General features: G+C 44.2%; 16 protein-coding genes. 4 read left to right on the top strand and 12 right to left on the bottom strand.

The annotated features are described in order from the left end of the window. Positions 1 to 275: 275 nt before the first annotated feature. Positions 276 to 986 carry an SDR family NAD(P)-dependent oxidoreductase gene (locus tag FS628_RS01175; RefSeq protein ID WP_145317836.1) on the bottom strand — a complete coding sequence of 237 codons (711 nt, stop codon included), beginning with the start codon at positions 984 to 986 and terminating at the stop codon, positions 276 to 278. A 100-nt stretch (positions 987 to 1,086) separates the two neighbouring features. Here FS628_RS01175 and FS628_RS01180 point away from each other — a divergent pair, with 100 nt between their 5' ends. Beyond that, the gene (locus tag FS628_RS01180; RefSeq protein WP_145317839.1) at positions 1,087 to 1,446 is read left to right on the top strand and encodes a MerR family transcriptional regulator; all 360 of its coding nucleotides are present in this window, start codon (positions 1,087 to 1,089) and stop codon (positions 1,444 to 1,446) included. A 174-nt stretch (positions 1,447 to 1,620) separates the two neighbouring features. On the opposite strand, the gene FS628_RS01185 is transcribed toward FS628_RS01180, so the two are convergent. The 6 genes from FS628_RS01185 to FS628_RS01210 form a co-directional block, all read right to left on the bottom strand. Then, positions 1,621 to 2,202, bottom strand: coding sequence for a GNAT family N-acetyltransferase (locus tag FS628_RS01185; RefSeq protein WP_145317842.1), 582 nt, complete (start codon positions 2,200 to 2,202; stop codon positions 1,621 to 1,623). Positions 2,203 to 2,234: 32 nt separating this feature from the next. After that, positions 2,235 to 3,692: a S8 family serine peptidase gene (locus FS628_RS01190; RefSeq protein WP_145317845.1), complete on the bottom strand. Its 1,458-nt coding sequence runs from the start codon at positions 3,690 to 3,692 to the stop codon at positions 2,235 to 2,237. A gap of 121 nt (positions 3,693 to 3,813) precedes the next feature. Beyond that, the gene (locus FS628_RS01195; RefSeq protein ID WP_260870894.1) at positions 3,814 to 4,410 is read right to left on the bottom strand and encodes a GNAT family N-acetyltransferase; all 597 of its coding nucleotides are present in this window, start codon (positions 4,408 to 4,410) and stop codon (positions 3,814 to 3,816) included. A gap of 132 nt (positions 4,411 to 4,542) precedes the next feature. Further along, positions 4,543 to 4,842 (bottom strand): hypothetical protein, encoded by a 300-nt coding sequence (locus FS628_RS01200; protein ID WP_124114457.1) that lies wholly within the window; start codon positions 4,840 to 4,842, stop codon positions 4,543 to 4,545. Between the two features lie 167 nt (positions 4,843 to 5,009). Next, entirely contained in the window at positions 5,010 to 6,779 is a 1,770-nt protein-coding gene (locus FS628_RS01205; protein ID WP_145317848.1) for an ATP-binding cassette domain-containing protein, read from the bottom strand. After that, positions 6,764 to 7,597, bottom strand: coding sequence for an ATP-binding cassette domain-containing protein (locus FS628_RS01210; RefSeq protein ID WP_222125163.1), 834 nt, complete (start codon positions 7,595 to 7,597; stop codon positions 6,764 to 6,766). Before FS628_RS01210 ends, FS628_RS01205 begins: the two co-directional genes overlap by 16 nt. Positions 7,598 to 7,730: 133 nt before the next feature. Here FS628_RS01210 and FS628_RS01215 point away from each other — a divergent pair, with 133 nt between their 5' ends. Next, positions 7,731 to 8,321: a biotin transporter BioY gene (locus FS628_RS01215; RefSeq protein WP_145317853.1), complete on the top strand. Its 591-nt coding sequence runs from the start codon at positions 7,731 to 7,733 to the stop codon at positions 8,319 to 8,321. A 144-nt stretch (positions 8,322 to 8,465) separates the two neighbouring features. Here FS628_RS01215 and FS628_RS01220 read toward each other — a convergent pair whose 3' ends face one another. The 5 genes from FS628_RS01220 to FS628_RS01240 form a co-directional block, all read right to left on the bottom strand. Then, positions 8,466 to 9,935 (bottom strand): Msr family ABC-F type ribosomal protection protein, encoded by a 1,470-nt coding sequence (locus FS628_RS01220; protein WP_145317856.1) that lies wholly within the window; start codon positions 9,933 to 9,935, stop codon positions 8,466 to 8,468. Between the two features lie 473 nt (positions 9,936 to 10,408). Then, complete coding sequence (locus tag FS628_RS01225) at positions 10,409 to 12,298, bottom strand: beta-glucoside-specific PTS transporter subunit IIABC (protein WP_145317859.1); 1,890 nt, start codon at positions 12,296 to 12,298, stop codon at positions 10,409 to 10,411. Positions 12,299 to 12,509: 211 nt separating this feature from the next. Beyond that, the gene (gene licT / locus FS628_RS01230) at positions 12,510 to 13,340 is read right to left on the bottom strand and encodes a BglG family transcription antiterminator LicT (protein ID WP_145317863.1); all 831 of its coding nucleotides are present in this window, start codon (positions 13,338 to 13,340) and stop codon (positions 12,510 to 12,512) included. Positions 13,341 to 13,631: 291 nt separating this feature from the next. Then, the gene (locus FS628_RS01235; RefSeq protein WP_145317866.1) at positions 13,632 to 15,074 is read right to left on the bottom strand and encodes a 6-phospho-beta-glucosidase; all 1,443 of its coding nucleotides are present in this window, start codon (positions 15,072 to 15,074) and stop codon (positions 13,632 to 13,634) included. A gap of 430 nt (positions 15,075 to 15,504) precedes the next feature. Continuing rightward, positions 15,505 to 16,335, bottom strand: coding sequence for an amidohydrolase family protein (locus FS628_RS01240; protein WP_145317869.1), 831 nt, complete (start codon positions 16,333 to 16,335; stop codon positions 15,505 to 15,507). Between the two features lie 319 nt (positions 16,336 to 16,654). Here FS628_RS01240 and FS628_RS01245 point away from each other — a divergent pair, with 319 nt between their 5' ends. Together FS628_RS01245 and FS628_RS01250 are read left to right on the top strand one after the other, a co-directional pair. Next, positions 16,655 to 18,385 (top strand): cellulase family glycosylhydrolase, encoded by a 1,731-nt coding sequence (locus FS628_RS01245; protein ID WP_145317872.1) that lies wholly within the window; start codon positions 16,655 to 16,657, stop codon positions 18,383 to 18,385. A gap of 129 nt (positions 18,386 to 18,514) precedes the next feature. Continuing rightward, positions 18,515 to 19,414 (top strand): manganese catalase family protein, encoded by a 900-nt coding sequence (locus tag FS628_RS01250; protein ID WP_076214846.1) that lies wholly within the window; start codon positions 18,515 to 18,517, stop codon positions 19,412 to 19,414. Positions 19,415 to 19,461 lie beyond the last annotated feature (47 nt).

Genomic DNA, 19,461 nt, shown 5'->3' on the forward strand with positions numbered 1-19,461 from the left:
AGTTTGGTGTTTGTTTCATTTACAGCATATAAACAAGATAAAACAAACATATTTTTTTATTCGACGTTGTATTCTCATATTCCTTGCTATCTAAGTAACGTAACCACGCCAATAGCTTCATCTAATTTTCCGTATCATCCAGGGTACAAGATCATCAAGCATCAACCTCAAGACTGTATAGACCCTTATATCCATCATCGTATGTCTTTCCTGAGTTTGAGTTTGAAGATACACTTAGATTCATCTCGATCATTGTTACTTTTGGCAATGGTGGATTACCAACGGTACACGCCATTCTCATCCAGGAACTCCCCGTTATGACGTTTGCCATCTGTCGCATAGCCCACGATAATCGCGGCGCCAGCTTCTTTTGATTTACCGCCTTCGGCATTGCCATTAAGATCTGTTGATGTGAATCCAGGCGTTACCGCAAAGACTTGAGCCCTGCTGTGTTTCAATTCATAAGCCATCGAAAGTGTCATGGCACTATTGGCCGTTTTAGATGAGTTATAGTCGAAGGCATTTAAAGTAAATTCTGCATTTTGCATATGGTCCAGAGAAGCCATGTCGGTTGATACATTAATGATTGTGCCTTCATTATCTTTAATTAACGGGAACAATCGCTGATTCAAACGGAAGGTGCCGAAAAAGTTGACTTCAAAGGCGTTCCGTAGATCTTCCTCCTGGGTATCCGTAAATGAATGCGAGAAAGCACCCGGCATACCCGCGTTATTGATCAATAACTTTATTGCGGGATAAGTCTTGTTAATCGTATCGGCTGCCTGCTGGATGCTCTTCAAGTCAGTCATGTCTATTTGTAACAATTCTACGTCTAGCCCTTTGCAAGTTAACTCCGAAACAGCGGCTTCACCCCGTTCAACACTGCGTGCGCCAAGGATAACTTTCCATCCTGCTTCACCTAACTGCTTAACGATTTCATATCCAATTCCTTTATTTGCACCAGTTACCAAGACAGTCTTTTTCATGCAAACCCTTCTTTCCATAATTTGATTTATATTTAACAATGTATAAGTTACTATGCTACACTTAGTGTAGGTCAAATCTTTTTTATAAAAGGGGTTTAACATGTTAACCATTGGAGAAGTTGCAAAAAAAGTCGAGGTCTCGATCGGAGCGATCCGCTTTTACGAAAGAAAGGGACTGTTGAAACCTGCTGCACGAAGTGAGCAGAATAACCGTCTTTATTCCGAGGATGATCTGAACTGGTTGGTTTTTATCAAATGCCTTCGCGAAACCGGAATGAGTGTGGAAGACATCAAAAAATACTATGATCAGGTAAACGAGGGGACCTCTACTCTCAAGGAAAGAACCAAACTGATTGAAGATCAAAAACAAAAGTTGCTGAATGATATCGAGGAGAAAAAAGCGCAGCTTGTTCATTTGGATAACAAACTGGAGCGCTATTATCGTGGAGAAAATTACTAATATAAGCCTTGTGCTGCAGATTAAAGTTTTGAATTTTATGTAAGGGAGCACGTTCCTAACAATGTTTCCTCAACAGCTTCTTAAACAAAACAAAAAATCAGGCAGCAGTAATAACTGTATAACCTGATCCGAAAATTTGATATTATAAGCCATTCTCTCTGGGGCTTTGTTATATTAAGAACGACCTTGATGCTTACACAATTGGTAATGGTTATAGGGTTCATCCTCGATCTCGATCAAATTTAACCGTTCAAAATTACATTTCTGTATGACCTTATTGGATGCTTGATTGGTAGTCAAAGCGATGGCATTTAACACTTCCACGTTTGTATGTTCAAACAAATACTCCGTCATTCCGTTTACAGCCTGCGTTGTATAGCCACGGTTCCTGAAGTGTTTCGAAATACCGTACATAATCTCCCGATTGGGTGCTGGCAGTTCGTCCTTGATCCCTGAGCAGCACCATCCAATGAACTCATCATTTTCTTTGAGTACGATAGCCATACGTAAATATAACTCTCCGATATCCCCTCCCGCCATCACAGCTTGTTTAAAACGCTGATTCTCAGGGATTTCATATTCGGCGAGCCACAGGGCTCTCTCTTCAATCGTGGCGTTCCATCCTGGTAGGAACTCATAAACCTCGGGTTGCCACGTAATTCCCTGCATTTTCTCCAAATCCTCAAGTCGATACTCGCGCAAATAAATATCCTTGCAGTCGATGATTAATTCATCGTTTGAATTGCTTTGTTTCATAAGATTGCCTCCACATAATGAATCTCGTTATATCATAGTGCCATGTACCATTGCCTTAAAGGCAATGCCTTGATATGTATAGCATCAGGATCTTGTGTTTTTTCAAGTTGGGGAAAACACTCTGGATATCGAGCCAGATATTCGCTAACACACCATCGAACCGACCAGTTAATATCTGTTGTCCAATTAATCCAATTGTGTATTTCCTCCTTTGGAGCATTTTGCAGTAATCCATGCATGTACCACCCACGCACACCCCCTTCTGCTTCATGCATTAAGCATACCCAATACAATTGCCTCTCTTGTTCGTTCATCGGTTCACCGAGGGTAGATACTGCAATTTTACGAACAATAGCGGATGAATCCTTAGTGAAACTCCATAACTCTTCACGTGATAATTCATCCCTCGCAACTAAAGCAGTTAAAGAAAGGGCTCTTTCAATCTCATCCATTGAATGAATTGCGCTATAGGGATTTTGATTTTGAATACTTATCTTGGGTAAAGTTTTTGATATGTATCTTGGCTTATCTGCCATGTACAAATAACGAATTGTATTCTCTACGTTAATTCGAGGAGCCAAATTATCATCACCCTCAAGTGGTTCTCCATGCTCGACTAATACGTGTCTCAGCATCTCGGAACTTAGACTCGGAAATTGGGAGAACAAATGGGCCGCAACACCAGCTACAAGCGCAGCAGCTCCAGATGTTCCCCCATAATAAGATACGCTATGACCAGAATCTTCACTTTCATAGTAAGGGATTGTAAGATGTAGTCTGGGCGCTAATATATCTGGCCTAAAGTGACCATCTCCATTCCTACCATAAGGTTCATCCGGGAAAGGAACATGTGATGAACGATCGGCCTTTCCACGATCAACGTAGCCTCCTACTGCTAGATATTGTATTGGAGGCATGATGTTATTTAAACGTGTATTTCCATTCGAACAAATAACCAAAATGCCCTGTTGCACAGCTGTCGCCAATGCTTTAACCGTTGAGTTTTCACTCGTATTTTTAAGATGAACTTCATTATCTGATGCCTGCCAACCAGTGCATAAAATGATTTTTATATTCCATTCGACCCCATGTTCAAGAATCCATTCCATTCCTTTTTTCAGACGTTCTCCTTCTCCAGCTGTAAATGCCCCATGGTCAAGAACGATAAATGTTGCCGCTGATGCAATCCCGACATGAATCTGTTCCTCTAATAGAATAGGCTCATGGGCCAAAGCCAGTATACTCATAAGGCCATGCTCACCTTTCCGATTATCCTCCTCCCTATTCATAGATGAAATGTCTCGCACAGTGACAGTCATATTTTCATGTACTTCAACACATTTGATTCGTGTATTTAAGTGATTTACGAGATGATGTGGTTTAATTGAATCGATAATTACAATCCCCACACCCAGACCAGAAGTATGAAAATCAGGCTGTTCAGCAAAACCTAACCTTTTCCATGTCGGATCGGGTATTACTCTATCCACACGATCACCTCAGATTTTGATATCATTTGGATACTCTCGCCTTCCGCTTAATGTACATTTTCATTTATCCAACTAAAATTGGCAGATTTCGAGCTCCCTGGCGATCTTATTTATGCTGGACTCATACAAGGCCCTCTTTTTTCATAAACTCGTCTTTGGTTAATCCAAAGAGGATCATATCCTGGTATTTTCCATCCGTATAGATCACCTGGCGACGTACGCCTTCCTGAATACATCCAAGTTTTCTCATCATCGCTGCGGAAGGTTCATTTCCTTCGAGTACAGAATCATTGAATTTGTTGAGCCTACGCTCGAAGAAGGCATAGTTCAGCAAGATTCGAACGGCTCTGGTTCCGTATCCTTTTCCTCGATGATCCCTGTCAATTTGAATGCCAATGCTAAAGGTACCGTTTCTCTCATCAATGCTGTTCAGATTCACACCTCCGACATTTTCACCATCCATATTTACAATTGTAAACATGATCCGTCCTTTGGCTAAAGAAAAATCAGAGAAGTTTTCCGTGAAACTCTTCGCTTCAACATGGGTTGGCGGCAACTCTACTGCACACTCTAATAACCGACGGGCGGGTGTATCAAAGCGGTTATAATAATGATCTTCCCAATCTTCCTCACGCAAAGCACGCAATCTAACCTTGTCATCCTGCCAGAAATATTGACTATAATCGATCTCTCTCATGTCATCTCTCCACTCATTCAATCTCTAGCTCCCCCTAATAATAACCCATATTGTGGAATTAGAGGAGATTTGTTTTAAACTACCTCAACGAAAATAGCCCCCGAACAGGACAATCCTGTCGGAGGCTATACTCTAATTTATCTCAAAATGTCATTACGATTCTTCCGGGTATTGAGGCTTGGACACGTTATCCGGAACCGTTTCATCGAACACATCCTGACCCGGATAATCTCGTACTTCTCCTTCATGAAGCTCATGATTTTCATAATCAAAACGATGTGCAGACCGCTGATCTGCCCGCCACGGAGAACTTTTTCCAAGAGACTCGGATAGTAAAGATGAACCGTAAGGGCCCTCCGGGAATTCTTCGAGTGTGATATCGTTTCGTTGCGACTCCACCGTAGACACATCGGTATATTCTTGCCGTTCTTCACGCAAAAACTTATCTTTCATCGTTCGTCCCTCCTGATCCGCTTCCAGATGATCCACGCACACTTATTGTGAGCAAGACCAACCATACTTATGCATGATCTTTGGGAAACACTGCGTTTATGATGGTTATCCATCATCCTAATCCATCGTCTTATTCATCACCGGATTAATCACGTTAATCATCGCCATCACAGTTGACGAATCCATACTAATAGTACAAAACCAATGAGGCCAGCCATGCTAATCGAGGTATCTCGTTTAGACCATACCAATAACGAAGAGCGTGCTCCAAGCAAGGAGTGCTCTCTAACTTTTCGCATTTCCATCGCAATGGTCATATCCTCTGCACGTTGGAACAGTGCCATTAACAAGGGGATAACCATCGGGCCTAGGTCACGAATCCGCACGGTGTTTGGTCTCAAAGCTGCCTTCCCACGCGCCCGCACGATCAGCGAGAATCGCTGCCACTCACTCCAGATCATCGGGATAAAACGAAAGATTAACGATACAGCAAGTGCAAACGAAGCAACGGGCAGCCTGATTTTTTTACCGATACCGAGTACCCAGTTCAGCCCTTCTACCATTCGCCCATAAGGCGTCGTCAGTGAGAACCATAGACTTGCCAACGTGACGATAAACAAACGATATACATTCAGTAAAGTGCCCTCCGCTTGTACCAGGGAAAAGCCAAAGTGCAGTCCTCCTCCCTCAGTTGAAAGGGTTGTTCCAGATAACGCCGTCGATATGAGGAAAAAGATTAATAGTGGCTTCATTAACTTTAGGCATCCAGCCAAAGTCTGACGCGGGAGAACGGCAAGTGCTGCTACTACCGGCACCAATGTTAACGTCAATCCCAGCCAGCGCTGTTGAAGCATCGCGGCGGTAACCAGTAAAATATACAAAATCCACTTCAGACGCGGGTCCATGACGCCATATAATCCACCCGAATGAGTCAAGGTGTTCGGAAGAAGCTTCGGATCATCTTCCGTTTTAATGGACGACAGCATCGATGCTCCTTTTTCATACTTCATTGCATCGCTCTTGACTTCCATCGTTACCGTCCCTGATGCTTCTTTCGATTCGTTTTGAATCTGTACTTCAACTGACTTGGACTGAACAATGCTTTTGGCCATCTCCTCTGGCGTCATCGCGGTAAAAGGCAGCTCAATACCTGCAGTTCTGAACTGCTGTGCCAGTCGCATGGAAGGTGGCAATCCGATCCCTGTCTGCTCCAGCAGTTCAGGACTTTCGTGAAGTTGTCTCGGCGTGAGATCGGCGATTAGACGACCTTCCTGTAACAACAATACCCGATCAGCACAAGGCAAAAATGTATCCAGATCATGTGTTGCAACCACGACCCCACCGCCCGCCAGACGATGTTGTTCTATTGCATCCAGCAACAGTCCAACACTTTGCGCTTCCAACCCAGCGCTCGGCTCATCCAGCAGAAGCCATGGTGGATTGGGCACACTTCCGAGTGCAAGTCCAAGCCTGCGCTTCTCTCCCCCACTTAGTGCAAATGGCGACCTGTCCAGCAGGAATCGCCTTTCCAGCTCCGGGGATACCGGTGGGTCCCAGTGATTAAGTGCTTTCGTAATCTGCTCTTGTTGCTGGCTGTCCGATAGTCGATATGGACGCAAAGAATATGTGAATTCACGCTGAATGCTCCGGGCAAACAATTGTTGTTCCGGGAATTGAAATACCAGCCCCATCTGCAATAAAATCGATTGCGGCACTTTCCCTTCTCGCCAGTAAGGCGTGCAATCCAGTGTAATACTTCCTGCATCGGGAGGCTTCAGACCAGCCAGCGTCTGTAATAATGTTGTTTTTCCCGAACCCGTACAGCCCAGCAGCAAAGTGATTTCCCCACCGTTCAATTGCATTGTCACATCTTCAAGTAGTGTACGTTTGCTCGAATCCGATGCTTCTATACGTATATTGGTTAATTGAATCTCCAACGTGCGACCTCCTTAGCCAGTTGCTCGGGTCGCAGTGGCATGGCTTCTGGCAGCATGCCTTTTTGCTTGAGCAATAACGCAGTCTTTACAGTAAAAGGAGGTTCCAAACCTAACCGCTCACAGGGCGACAGCTGTACATTTTCCCAGGTAATCTTCTCTTTCGTCTCTTTTTCATAGTAAAAGGACTCAGGCGCCCCGTTGTACACACAACGTCCCCGTTCAATAGCAATAATTCGATCACACAGCGTTGCTTCTTCCAGATGATGTGTAATCCAGATCACCGTTGTACCCCGCTGGGTGATCTTCTGAACGATGGTCTCGATGCGGTCTCTTGCTTCCGGATCAAGCATGGCTGTCGGCTCATCCAGAATCAAGACATCCGGTTTGGCTGCAAGCGCTACGGCAATGTTAAGCAGTTGTTTCTGTCCACCGGATAATTGTGAGATGGCCTTCTCCGGGGGATATTGAAGTCCTACGGTATGTAATGCGTCCTGCCTGTGCTCCAATTGCTCTTCTACAGAATCCATCAATGGTGACAGCGCAAAATGAAATTCCTCTTCAATCGTATCGCCTAGTACCTGTGCATCCGGTTGCTGCAATACACCCCGAACGGTAAGTTCATCCGAGATATTCCGTACCCCTCCCGATAACGGAGTGAATCCAATCAGTACTCCAGCGAGCGTACTTTTCCCACTACCATTCGCCCCTACAATACTAATCCATTCTCCTTGGTAAAGCGTAAGTGAGACTCCATCCAGCGCTTTTCTTACTTGACCAGCCTCGGAAGCATAATACACTCTAGCATCTTCTAATATCATTATTGGTAGGTTGCCTTGCATCGTAAATTAGTCCTTTCCCTTTCTATGGTTATGTGGTACGATCCTAATCGTTAACCACGTGTTTCTAATTGGTTAACAATCATATTACCAAAATGGAGAGGATTGTTCAAACATGAAATTATCTTTGCGAGGCATTGTATTCAGCGCACTTATGGCCGCAATTTTAGTACTATTTGGTTACATAAGCATTCCCATTGGCTTCTCCCCTGTACCGATAACATTACAAACTTTGGCTGTCATGCTGGCCGGAGGATTACTTGGTCCACTCTATGGTTTTCTAAGTGTCACGATGGTTGTTCTGCTCACCGCTCTTGGATTCCCCTTGCTGCACGGGACCGGAGGACTTGCGGTATTACTCGGACCTACCGGAGGATATGTGATGATGTGGCCGATCTCCGCATTATTAATTGGATTGCTTCTTGCACGAATCAACATCAAAGGTGTCACAGGATTCATTCTCGCTTTTGTTGTATTTGAACTGTTTGGTTCACTGCTCGTGTATGTATCTGGGGTCCCTTGGCTTGCCTATGCATACAAAATGGACCTTCCTGAGGCTATGATTCAAGGGTTCTACCCTTACATTATTGGAGATCTGATCAAAGCTGTATTTGCTGCGATCATCATTGCACCAGTGCGCATGGTTTTCCCGCCTCAACGTCTCACAGGTAACATGCATTCAACGGTTGTAAAAGTCGATTCTTAATGAATCTACATATCCTATTAGATCACGAGCCTCCATATTCTCAAACAAAAACAGCCAAAATCACTTTGGCTGTTTTTGTTACTTCTTTTCCTCTAAGGTTGTTCTGTCATCGGAGTGTCTAGTGTAAATATTCTTTAGTTCAACTTATCTAGTCACCTGAAGCAATCGCTGATCTGAAATCTGAAATTGTAGATCTGCTGTATTTTCAATAAATGTCTGATCATGAGATACATACAGAATTGTTCCCTCATACGCCTTGATAAAACGCTCCAACGCTTCCAGTACGTGCATATCAAGAAAATTCGTTGGTTCATCCAACAATAGAATGTTGTATTGGCCCAGAAACAAGTGACATAATTGAAGACGAATCGCTTCTCCTCCGCTTAATGTCCCAACATTCTTCAGCAGGTCGTTACCTGCGAATTGCATCGCGTGCAACGCACTTCTGAGCTCTGATTCCTCATATTCCGAACGATTCTTCAGGAATTGTAATACGGTCTCTTGTGTTGTAAAACGATAGCTCATTTGCTGAAAATAACCGAGCTTTGCTTTTGGAGATATCTTGATGTGATCTCCGACATGGAAAACATGGTTAAGCAATGTGCTTTTCCCACTGCCATTGGCTCCGGTTATCGCTATTTTTTGTTTTAATGGAACCTGAAAACTTACATCCTCCAATAATACGTGGCCTTCTACCTCAAGTGTAAGGCGATCTGCCATAATCGGAAAGCGATTGTGCAGCTCCAGTGTCTTTGGCTGACGGAAGATGATAGGCCGATCCTCTTGCACTGCTTTCACCTCGTGAAGTTGTTGCATACGCTGTTCTATCGCTTTGGCTGCGCGGTGCACTGCTTTTTGACTGGTGCCTTTGGATTTCGTTTCAACCATACGATTTGCTTTTGCCTTGGATTCTTTTTTGGACATGCTTCCGGCCTGCGTTATTTTTTCGGCTTTCTTCATCTTTTCCCGGGCGGCCAGTTCCAATCGTCTTTTCTCCTTGGAGAATTGTTCATGGGCCTGGTTCTGCTGTTCACGCTCAACCCTCTTCTGTGCCTGATAGCCACTGTAATTGCCGGAATATACCCGAACCTCTCCCTGATGAATTTCCCAGATCGTGGTTACCAGCTCATCCAGTACCGCACGATCATGACTAATCAGCACAATTGCCCCATAGTAATAGCGCAATTCATCCAGTAAGAATGTAATGCCCTCCTGATCCAGATGTGTTGTTGGTTCATCCAGCAACAATACTTCGTGATAATGAGAGAACATTTGAGCGAGTTTTAGACGCGTTTGTTCTCCGCCACTCCATGGCTGGTCGTGTTGAGGAATAGCTAATTTACTCAGTAAAGCCCCGTCAACTTCCAGATTCCCTTTATACTGGGGTGGTTCCACTTGTTCCAAATAGCCGAACTCTGCGTAACGTTTTACCTTTCCAGCTGTGGGCTGAATCTGTCCCGCAATGAGTTTCAATAATGTACTTTTACCCTGACCATTTCCACCTACTACACCGATGCGATCCAGTTGATGCACAGCCAGTCGCTCAATGTTCAGTATTGCTTTATCCATATAGGTCATCTCAACCTGTTCTAACTCAAAACATATCTTTTCCATATTCGCTACCTCCGAAATAAGATTTATTTCGTATCGATAGCGAAGCACGCTTCTATCGATACGAGCTTATCGTGCCAGCTCGTATCAATAGAACAGTAACGTCATCATAGCGGTACCTCCAGTAGTAGTCTGTAGTGAACGCTTAACTAATTAAGATAGTCATAAAAAAACAAAGAATCACAGGCCACGGCCTGTGATTCAACGTAAACGGGAAAACGAGTATAACACTTATTTTAAGGTCAGGATGATTGAAAATGACAGACTGATCCCGTTTACTCTGAACCATCGGTCAGAGCCTTTGAACGTATTCAATTACCGATTCAAAGGAAGGAAACGCAGTCTCATCGCATGTGTCATGTTCAATAATCCACCTTTCATTATCATTATAGATGCACAATCTTAATTATAATTTTCCAATTCCACCATGTCAACGGAACGATGAAAACACGACAGCATCGGATTAGTACGTCAATCTACTTTTGTTCCTGACCATTTCCACTATTTAATTTCAATAGAAGCTCTTGGCTATTAACTTTCCCTGTAGCCTGCGGAATCACTTCTTCGTAGTTGGCTGAATTGGTTACAATAATAGGCGTTACCGTATGATAACCAGCGGCCTTAATCTGTGCAATATCGAATTCTAGCAACAGATCCCCCGCTTGAACCCGATCGCCTTCTTTGATATGGGAGACAAAATGCTGCCCGTCCAGCTTGACCGTATCTACGCCAACGTGAACCAATATCTCAGCACCCGTGTCTGATACAACAGCCAAGGCATGTTTCTTTTTGAATGCAACCGTAACTGTACCGTCAAAAGGCGCTACCACTCTGCCCACTGCTGGCTCAATCGCAATCCCTTTACCCATCGCTCCGGATGCAAACGCCGGGTCTGGAACTTCCGACAATTCCACAATTGTTCCTTGGATTGGGCTAAATACAACTTCGTCCGAAGCATTCGTTACACGAACAGGTTGCTCGTTGGATGCAGTAGGTTCGGTTTTTGTTTCTTCTTCGACCGGATCTTTGAAGCCCATGATGTACGTCAGTACAGCAGAAACGACGAACGATACTACGATACCCAGAATCAATCCAGGGAAGCCTTGTCCACCTGGTCCGTAGAAGATCGGCAAGGTCAGCAACCCCGGTGCGCCAGATGCGAATGCCAATGTGCCCGCTTGTCCAATAATAGCTCCACCAGCTGCACCGCCGATAACTCCTGCGATGAATGGACGTTTCAGTGGTAATGTTACCCCATAGATGGCCGGTTCAGTGATACCGAACAATGCTGTCAATGTGGATGATCCCGCCAATGTTTTCAGTTTTTTGTTCTTTGTTTTTAGCATAACCCCAAAAGCTGCACCCGTTTGGGCAAAGATCGAAGCCGTTGCAGCTGGTTTAACCCCGTCCTGTCCATACACTGCAACGTTGTTGATAAATACAGGAATCAGACCCCAGTGTACTCCGAAGATAACGAGCAACTGCCAGCTTGCACCCATCACCGCCCCTGCGAGCAATGGACTGAATCCAAAAGCAGCAACGAGACCAGCTGCAATTCCATTACCAACGTATACGCCGAATGGTCCGAATACAAGCAGTGTCAGAGGTACCATGATCACTAGCAGGAACAACGGTGTAACAAAGTTTTTCACACTATCGTGTAGAGCCTTGTTGAAGATTTTTTCCAATTTACTCATTACGATTACAGCTAAAATGATCGGAATAACCGTAGACGAATAGTTCATCAGGATTACAGGAATACCGAAGAAATCCGTGGGTGTTCCCTCTGCTTTTAGCGTAATGATGGATGGATAGATTAACGCCCCCGCAATCGTCATCGCTACAAACATATTTCCCTGGAATTTGCGGGCTGTTGTAACCGCTAACAACAGCGGCAGGAAGTAAAAGAGACTATCCGCTGCTGCATACAGGATTTTATACGTTGTTTCTGTCGTTTCCAGCCATCCGATATTGCTTGCAATCAACAATAACCCTTTAAGAATACCGGCTCCCGCCATAACACCAAGTAGCGGTGCAAATATGCTGGATATGATATCAATAATGCCCCCAAATCCTTTGGATGCTTTGCGAGGTTTTTCTTTCTCTGACGAATCGTCCAGAATGTTACTGATCTGCCCAATGGCACTATAGACCTCAGGCACCTTGTTACCAACAACAACCTGGAACTGTCCCCCATTTTCTTTGACTGCGATAACACCTTCTGTTTTCTCCAATTTGGCTTTATCTGCCTTCGCATCGTCCTTCAATACGAACCGTAACCGTGTTGCACAATGAACCAGCGATTCCACATTTTTCTCACCGCCAACCAGTTCTACAATCTCTTTGGCCAGTTTCTCTTGACTCATAATCTGCACCCCCACTTTTTCTCAAACAGGCCCTTTACCGATTTTTTTGCACGCAAAAAACCTAAGCCTTGAGTGAGGGGACACAACGGTCCTGACCTTCTCATGACTTAGGTTTTGCCTGCGTAACCAGTAACAATCCCAGTTAAATCGTATTCAATTCCTGTTAATCACATATTAATATAAATAAACCATTTTTGTCAACATTTAATTATTATCGATTGACAACTCTTTCGATATGAACGGTTAGATACAACTTTTCTTCATTAGTCAGCTCGTGATTGTATTCCTTTTTGACAAACAGTTCAATCTTCTCCGTACACGCTGCGGCATCCGGGTGCTTCTCCTTAATCATGTCATAGAAATGATCATAGTTGTTGTCATAGTGAGTTCCACTGAGCACTCGCTGGGAGAAAAACTTCAGATGTGTGATAAAGCGAAAATAACTGAGGGATTCCTCATCAAATTCCATTTTAAAATGATACTTCGCTATATTAATAATCTGCTGGATAAACTTCGTAATATTCATCGTCGTAATGACTTCTTCGTTCATCTCTGCGTTGACAATATGCAGGGCAATATAAGCAGCTTCATCTGGTGGAAGCTCAATATTCATGCGGGTGTTGATCTGTTCCAGCGTCTTCAGGCCCAGTGCGAATTCGGGCTTGTACAACTGCTTGATCTCCCACATTAATGCGTTCTTGATCTCCACACCTTTCCGATAGCGTTCAATCGCGAAGTTAATATGGTCCGTAAGAGATACATAGATGTTCTCATTTAATTTTCGGCCCAGATTCTCACGTGCATACGTGATGATCTCTTCCACAATTTCAATCAGTTCCATCGGAACTTCGCGTAGCAGCATTTTGAAATTATCGGATGTTTGTTTATTTTTCAGTGCAAATACTTTCTGGATGCGGGTCTCGTCTACTTTATCCCCCGGCTTTTTCTTAAAGGCAATCCCACGTCCCATCACCACAAGCTCTGCTCCATCCGCTTGATAGATGCTAATGACGTTATTATTGATAACCTTTGCTATTTTCACTTCAATCCCCCCGTCACGTTCCACTCTCTTGGCAGTTATACATCGTCTTTTGGGCATACAAAAAAAACCTGAAGCATCACAAAATAAACAAGACATGGTGGTCTGTTTTTTTGGTGCTTAGGTTTTGCCTACGTCGTGTAGTAACAATCCCAGAAACGATATAATTGCGTCAAGTATAGCGCGAACCTGACTATATGTCAACGCTTTCAATGTGTGGACAATCGGAAGTTCCGTGAATTCATGGTTCTTCCGATTGCTTATAATTAGAACTAATCCATTTTACCTTGAGGACTACGCGTCGCCCAGATTGGTTCCGTTGGATTCGATCACATTTTTGTACCACTCAAAACTCTTCTTCTTCAATCGTGTCAGTTCACCATGACCTTCATTATTACGATCCACATAAATGTAGCCATAGCGTTTTCGCATCTCACCCGAGGAAGCACTCACAATATCAATAGGTCCCCAGCTGGTGTAACCAATGATGTTCACACCGTCCTGAATGGCCTCACCCATTTCGGCTACATGCCGTTTCAAGTAATCAATCCGGTACGCATCATCCACTTCACCTTCCGGGGTAACCACGTCATTGGCACCAAATCCATTTTCAACGACAAACAGTGGCTTCTGATAACGGTCATGCAGTTGATTGGCGGTAATACGGAATCCTTTGGGATCAATCGTCCAACCCCATTCAGACTTCGCCAGATATGGATTGGCTACCGAGCCAAATACATTACCGCTGGTCATATTTTTGATAACTTCCGGATCGGTACTGGTTGTACGACTTGAATAGTAGCTGAAACCGATATAATCTACCGTATGATTCTTCAAGATTTCTGCATCTTCCGGCTGCATAACGATGTTCAATTCGTGGTCCTTGAAGAAACGTTTGGCGTAACCAGGATATTCCCCACGTGACTGCACATCGATGAAGAAATAGGACTCTCTATCTTTTTCCATGCCTTGGAACACATCTTCCGGATTACAGGTATACGGATAGAAGCTTCCTGCGGCGAGCATGCACCCAATCATGGCACCTGGGATAATCTCATGACATGCCTTGACTGCCAGTGCACTTGCAACCAGTTGGTGGTGAGCAGCCTGATATTGGATCTCCTTGATATTATCCCCTTCATTGAACGCCAGCCCTGCCCCAAGGAAAGGAAGATGTAGCAACATGTTGATCTCATTGAATGTCATCCAGTATTTCACCTTGTCTTTGTACCGAGTGAATACCGTTGTAGCGTACGTCTCGAATAGCGTTACCAGTTCACGACTTCTCCAGCTGCCGTACTTCTCGATCAGGTGCACAGGCACATCAAAGTGAGCCAATGTAACTACAGGTTCAATGCCGTTTTTCAACAATTCATCAAACAGGTTATCGTAAAATTGTAATCCAGCTTCATTCGGCTGTGAATCTTCTCCTGTCGGGAAAATCCGTGCCCAGGCAATGGAGACACGCAGTGCTTTGAATCCCATTTCTGCAAATAGAGCAATGTCTTCGGGGTAACGGTGATAGAAGTCAATCGCTTCATGTGAAGGATAGAACTCGGTAGCGAGCGGCGTAAAGGCCGGAACATTACCTTTCATAATACTTCTGCGGTTCTCTCCTGTCGGAAGCAAGTCAACGATACTCAGCCCTTTGCCATCTTCGAGATACGCGCCCTCCGCCTGATTGGCAGCAATCGCTCCACCCCACAGAAAATCTTTAGGAAATTTAAAATTCGTCATCATCATTCTCCTTCCAAATATGTAATTCAGCTATCCACTCAAATCGTTAGAAACATTAAAAAGACATAATATTTAAGTTGAACTACAGACAATTACACATAAACGGAGAGGACAGAAAAAATCTGGAGAAGCGAAGCGTTCGCATTTATCACCGGATTTCCCCTTTAAAAAGGGGATCAAAAAATCTGGGGATAACAGCGATTGGAAGATTGTTCTGGCCGCGCAGTCGTCTCGTGTAAAATCGTTTGTTCAACTTAAATAGAAAAAACCCGAACCAGCCTGGATACACGAAATTGTGTAAACAAGCCAGCTCAGGTTATGCCCATATCGGTAACATTCCCAGATCATGATTATGCGGATTGCATAAAACTTTAGCAAGAATCAGAACAGTTGTCAACTTCTTAAAACCGGTTTAGCTATGGATTGCCCACTACGATATTTGATAGAACGCAGCGCATGTACCGCCAAAAATCATCTGTTGATCTGATATAGGTAGGGAATCAATGTGAGAGTTAATGAGACCGTATACATCGGCATAATTTGCTGAAACGTTGCTCACGGGCCAGTCGGACCCGAACATTAACCGTTCCGCACCAAAGGCTTCTATGGCGATATTCAGATAGGGTGTAAAATCCTTTGGAGTCCAATTTGCCCAGTCTGCTTCCGTCACAATCCCTGAAAGTTTACAGTACGCATTCGGTTGTGCGGCCAATGACTCAAGTGCTTCTTTCCAGGGTGTGAGTATACCTGATTTTATGTCGGGTTTGGCTAGATGATCAAGTACAAATCGCTGTTCAGGGAACGCCTTAACCAGTTCAACGGCATAAGGCAGTTGCTCCTTGGATACTAACAGATCATAGGCCAAATCATACTCTTTAAGTAAGGAAATCCCCCGCTGAAAGTCTTCTCTTAATACATACTTCAGATCAGGTTCATCCTGTATGACATGACGTACGCCCTTCATATACGGATTGAACGCGAACAGTTCAAGTTGATTCCGAACTTCATCCGAACAAAGATCCACCCACCCGACAACACCTTTGATACATTCATGCCGATGTGCCAGCTGCAGAAGCCACTCGGTTTCTGTCAGTGATTGTCTGGCTTGTACCGCAATACATCCATCCATTCCTGATTGGACCAATAAAGGTTCAAGATCTTCCGGAAGAAATGATTGACGAATGGCTTTCATCTCTTCTCCAATCCATCCGTACTCGGCGACATTGTATTCCCAGAAATGTTGATGTGCGTCCAGCTTCATATTACATCCCTCCCAGGGTATTTAAATCTAATTATCATTAAAAAGCAACCAAATGATTTTCATTTCCAATGAAATAAACGCTCACTACACAATCTATTCATATGACAAAATCACTGATTTTCATATGGTTTTTATTCCAATTGTGCAGGTATTGTCCAATATCAAATCATGATATAGTAAATTACGAAAACGCTTTCAGTACATAAATCGGTGGTGATTTCAGTATTAAACAAGTGAGTTTTTATTTGCGTTGAGCTCTATTTTCACCCTGCTTAACCGCTATTCAAGTTCAACCATTTTATATTTGAAGGAGACTATATTGATGAAAAAAAACCGTAAATCAGTCCTTTCTCTTACGCTTGTGACTGCCATGATTCTATCTCTGTTCTCCTCGGCTATGGCTTCCGCTGCGACTGACAACAGCGAACGGGCTGATGCACCAGCTGCACCAAGCAAAATGCAGACCTATGTAAACGCCATGGAGCCTGGCTGGAATCTGGGTAACTCTCTGGACGCCGTTGGTGAAGATGAGACTGCCTGGGGCAACCCACGCATTACGAAGGAACTGATTCAATCGATCGCAGATGAGGGCTACAACAGTATCCGTATCCCTGTGACCTGGGAAGCCCACATCGGTGACGCACCCGACTACACAATTGATTCCGCTTACATGAACCGGGTTCAGGAAGTAGTAAACTGGGCGCTTGATGCGGATCTCTACGTCATGATCAATCTTCACCATGATTCCTGGCGCTGGATCAGTTACATGGAGAAAGACCATGACAACGTGCTGGCACGTTACAACTCTGCTTGGACTCAGATCGCGGACAAGTTCAAGGATGCATCCGATAAGCTCATGTTCGAAAGTGTTAACGAACCCCGCTTCTCTGAAGGCGGCACAACGGATGCGGCTATTGGATACCGTATGCTGGACGAGTTGAATACTTCTTTTCACAAGATCGTAAGAACTTCGGGTGGAAACAACGAGACACGTCCACTCGTGCTTCCGACGATGCATACCTCTTCCGCTCAACCTGATCTGGATGAACTGAATAAGACCATTCAAAAATTGAATGACACCAATATTATTGCAACCGTTCACTACTACGGGTTCTGGCCATTCAGTGTGAACATTGCAGGTTACACCAAGTATAACGATGAAGTACAGAAGGACGTTACCGATACATTCGATCGGGTATACAATGCCTTCACAGCCAAAGGCATTCCGGTTATCGTCGGTGAGTATGGCTTGCTTGGTTTTGACCAGCACACAGGTGTCATTGAACAAGGGGAAAAGCTGAAATTCTTCGAATTTGTTGGACAATATCTGCGTCAAAAACAGATGACAACGATGTTATGGGACAACGGACAACACTTCGGTCGCACAAGTTTTACTTGGTCTGATCAGGAACTTTTTGATACCATGAAAGCCAGCTGGACAGGTCGCTCATCCACAGCCGAAACGGACCTCGTATATCTTAAACAAAATGAAGCCATTCAAGATAAGAAGGTAAAGCTCAATCTGAATGGGAACAAATTCAATTCTTTGAAGAATGGCACTACCCCTCTTGTAAGAGGTAAAGACTATACGATCAAAAAAGATGTACTTACGTTAAAATCCAATCTGTTAACCAAATTGACAGCCTCTGGTGATTTGGGCGTAAATGCTACACTCACAGCTGGATTCAACCAAGGTGCTGACTGGAACTTCAATATTATTAAATATGACACACCTAAGTTGAACGATGCAACGGGTACAACCAGTGCATTTGCCATTCCGACTACGTTTAACGGTAACCAACTAGCAACGATGGAAGCAACATATGCAAACGGAGAAAACGCAGGTCCACAGAACTGGACTTCGTTCAAAGAATTCTCCTACACATTCAGCCCAGATTACGAACGTAATGTGATTGAGCTGAAACCTAACTTCTTCAATGAAACCAATGATGGCGAAGTCACGCTTAAGTTCCATTTCTGGAACGGAGATGTGCTAACGTACAAAATCACGAAAAATGGAACCAGCGTTGTTGGTGTAGCTTCCAAATAAGAACTCATCTAACGTTCTGCTCAGAGCTTAAAGCTCTGGCAGAACGTTTTTGTTTCATACATTATCGAAGCATAACGTACAAGTGGCCCTTCATACCTTTACACTAACTAGGACTGAGGGGGAAATATCATGTTTAAACGTGTAGACCGTCTTGCCATCGAACTACCCATATCGAATAATCCGGATCCTAATGGAGCTAGTGCAGTTCAGGAGCTGCTCGGTGGAAAGTTCGGGGAAATGTCAACATTGAACAACTATATGTTTCAGTCATTCAATTTCAGAGGCAGATCCAAGCTGCGTCCCTTTTATGACATTGTTGCAAGTATTACCGCTGAAGAGTTCGGCCATGTCGAACTTGTCGCCAATACGATTAATCTCATGCTTGAAGGTTCAACATCGCCAGGTGCTCCAGACTCCACGCCACTGCGTGTTGGTAAGGATGCACGGATGACTTCACATTTTATTGAATCTGCTCAGACAGCGCTCCCTTATGACTCCATGGGAAGACCCTGGAATGGATCATATGTCGTGAGCAGTGGCAATCTGATCTTCGATCTGCTGCATAATTTCTTTCTTGAGTGTGGAGCCCGGACTCACAAAATGAGAGTCTACGAAATGACCGACAACAAGACAGCTCGAGAAATGACAGGTTATCTTCTTGTACGCGGCGGTGTGCACGTTCTTGCGTATGCCAAGGCACTGGAAATTGCAACGGGTGTGGATGTAACGAAGATGTTCCCTATTCCACGACTGGATAACAAAGCTTTTGAAACCACACGTAAGTGGGAAGCGATGGGAGAACATCGCAGGCTGTACACGTTTAGTGACAAAGATTATCAGGGAATTGCTCAGATCTGGAAAGGAACACACCCAACCGATGGCGGTAAACTGGAGGCTTTTGCCGGCTTACCGGGTTATGGAGGGCCGGTACCTGAGCTGCCTGATCTGCCGGAAGAATTTGCGCCAGGGATATCCGCGGAAGATCTAATGCAGATTGCAGAGCGACTGAAGCGGCACGCTGGCCTGTAGACTCAGATTGACGTTTGTTTTTCATAAGGCATCGATTGGATAACCGT

The sequence above is a fragment of the Paenibacillus xylanexedens genome, assembly GCF_007676705.1.
Classification (GTDB): domain Bacteria; phylum Bacillota; class Bacilli; order Paenibacillales; family Paenibacillaceae; genus Paenibacillus; species Paenibacillus xylanexedens_C.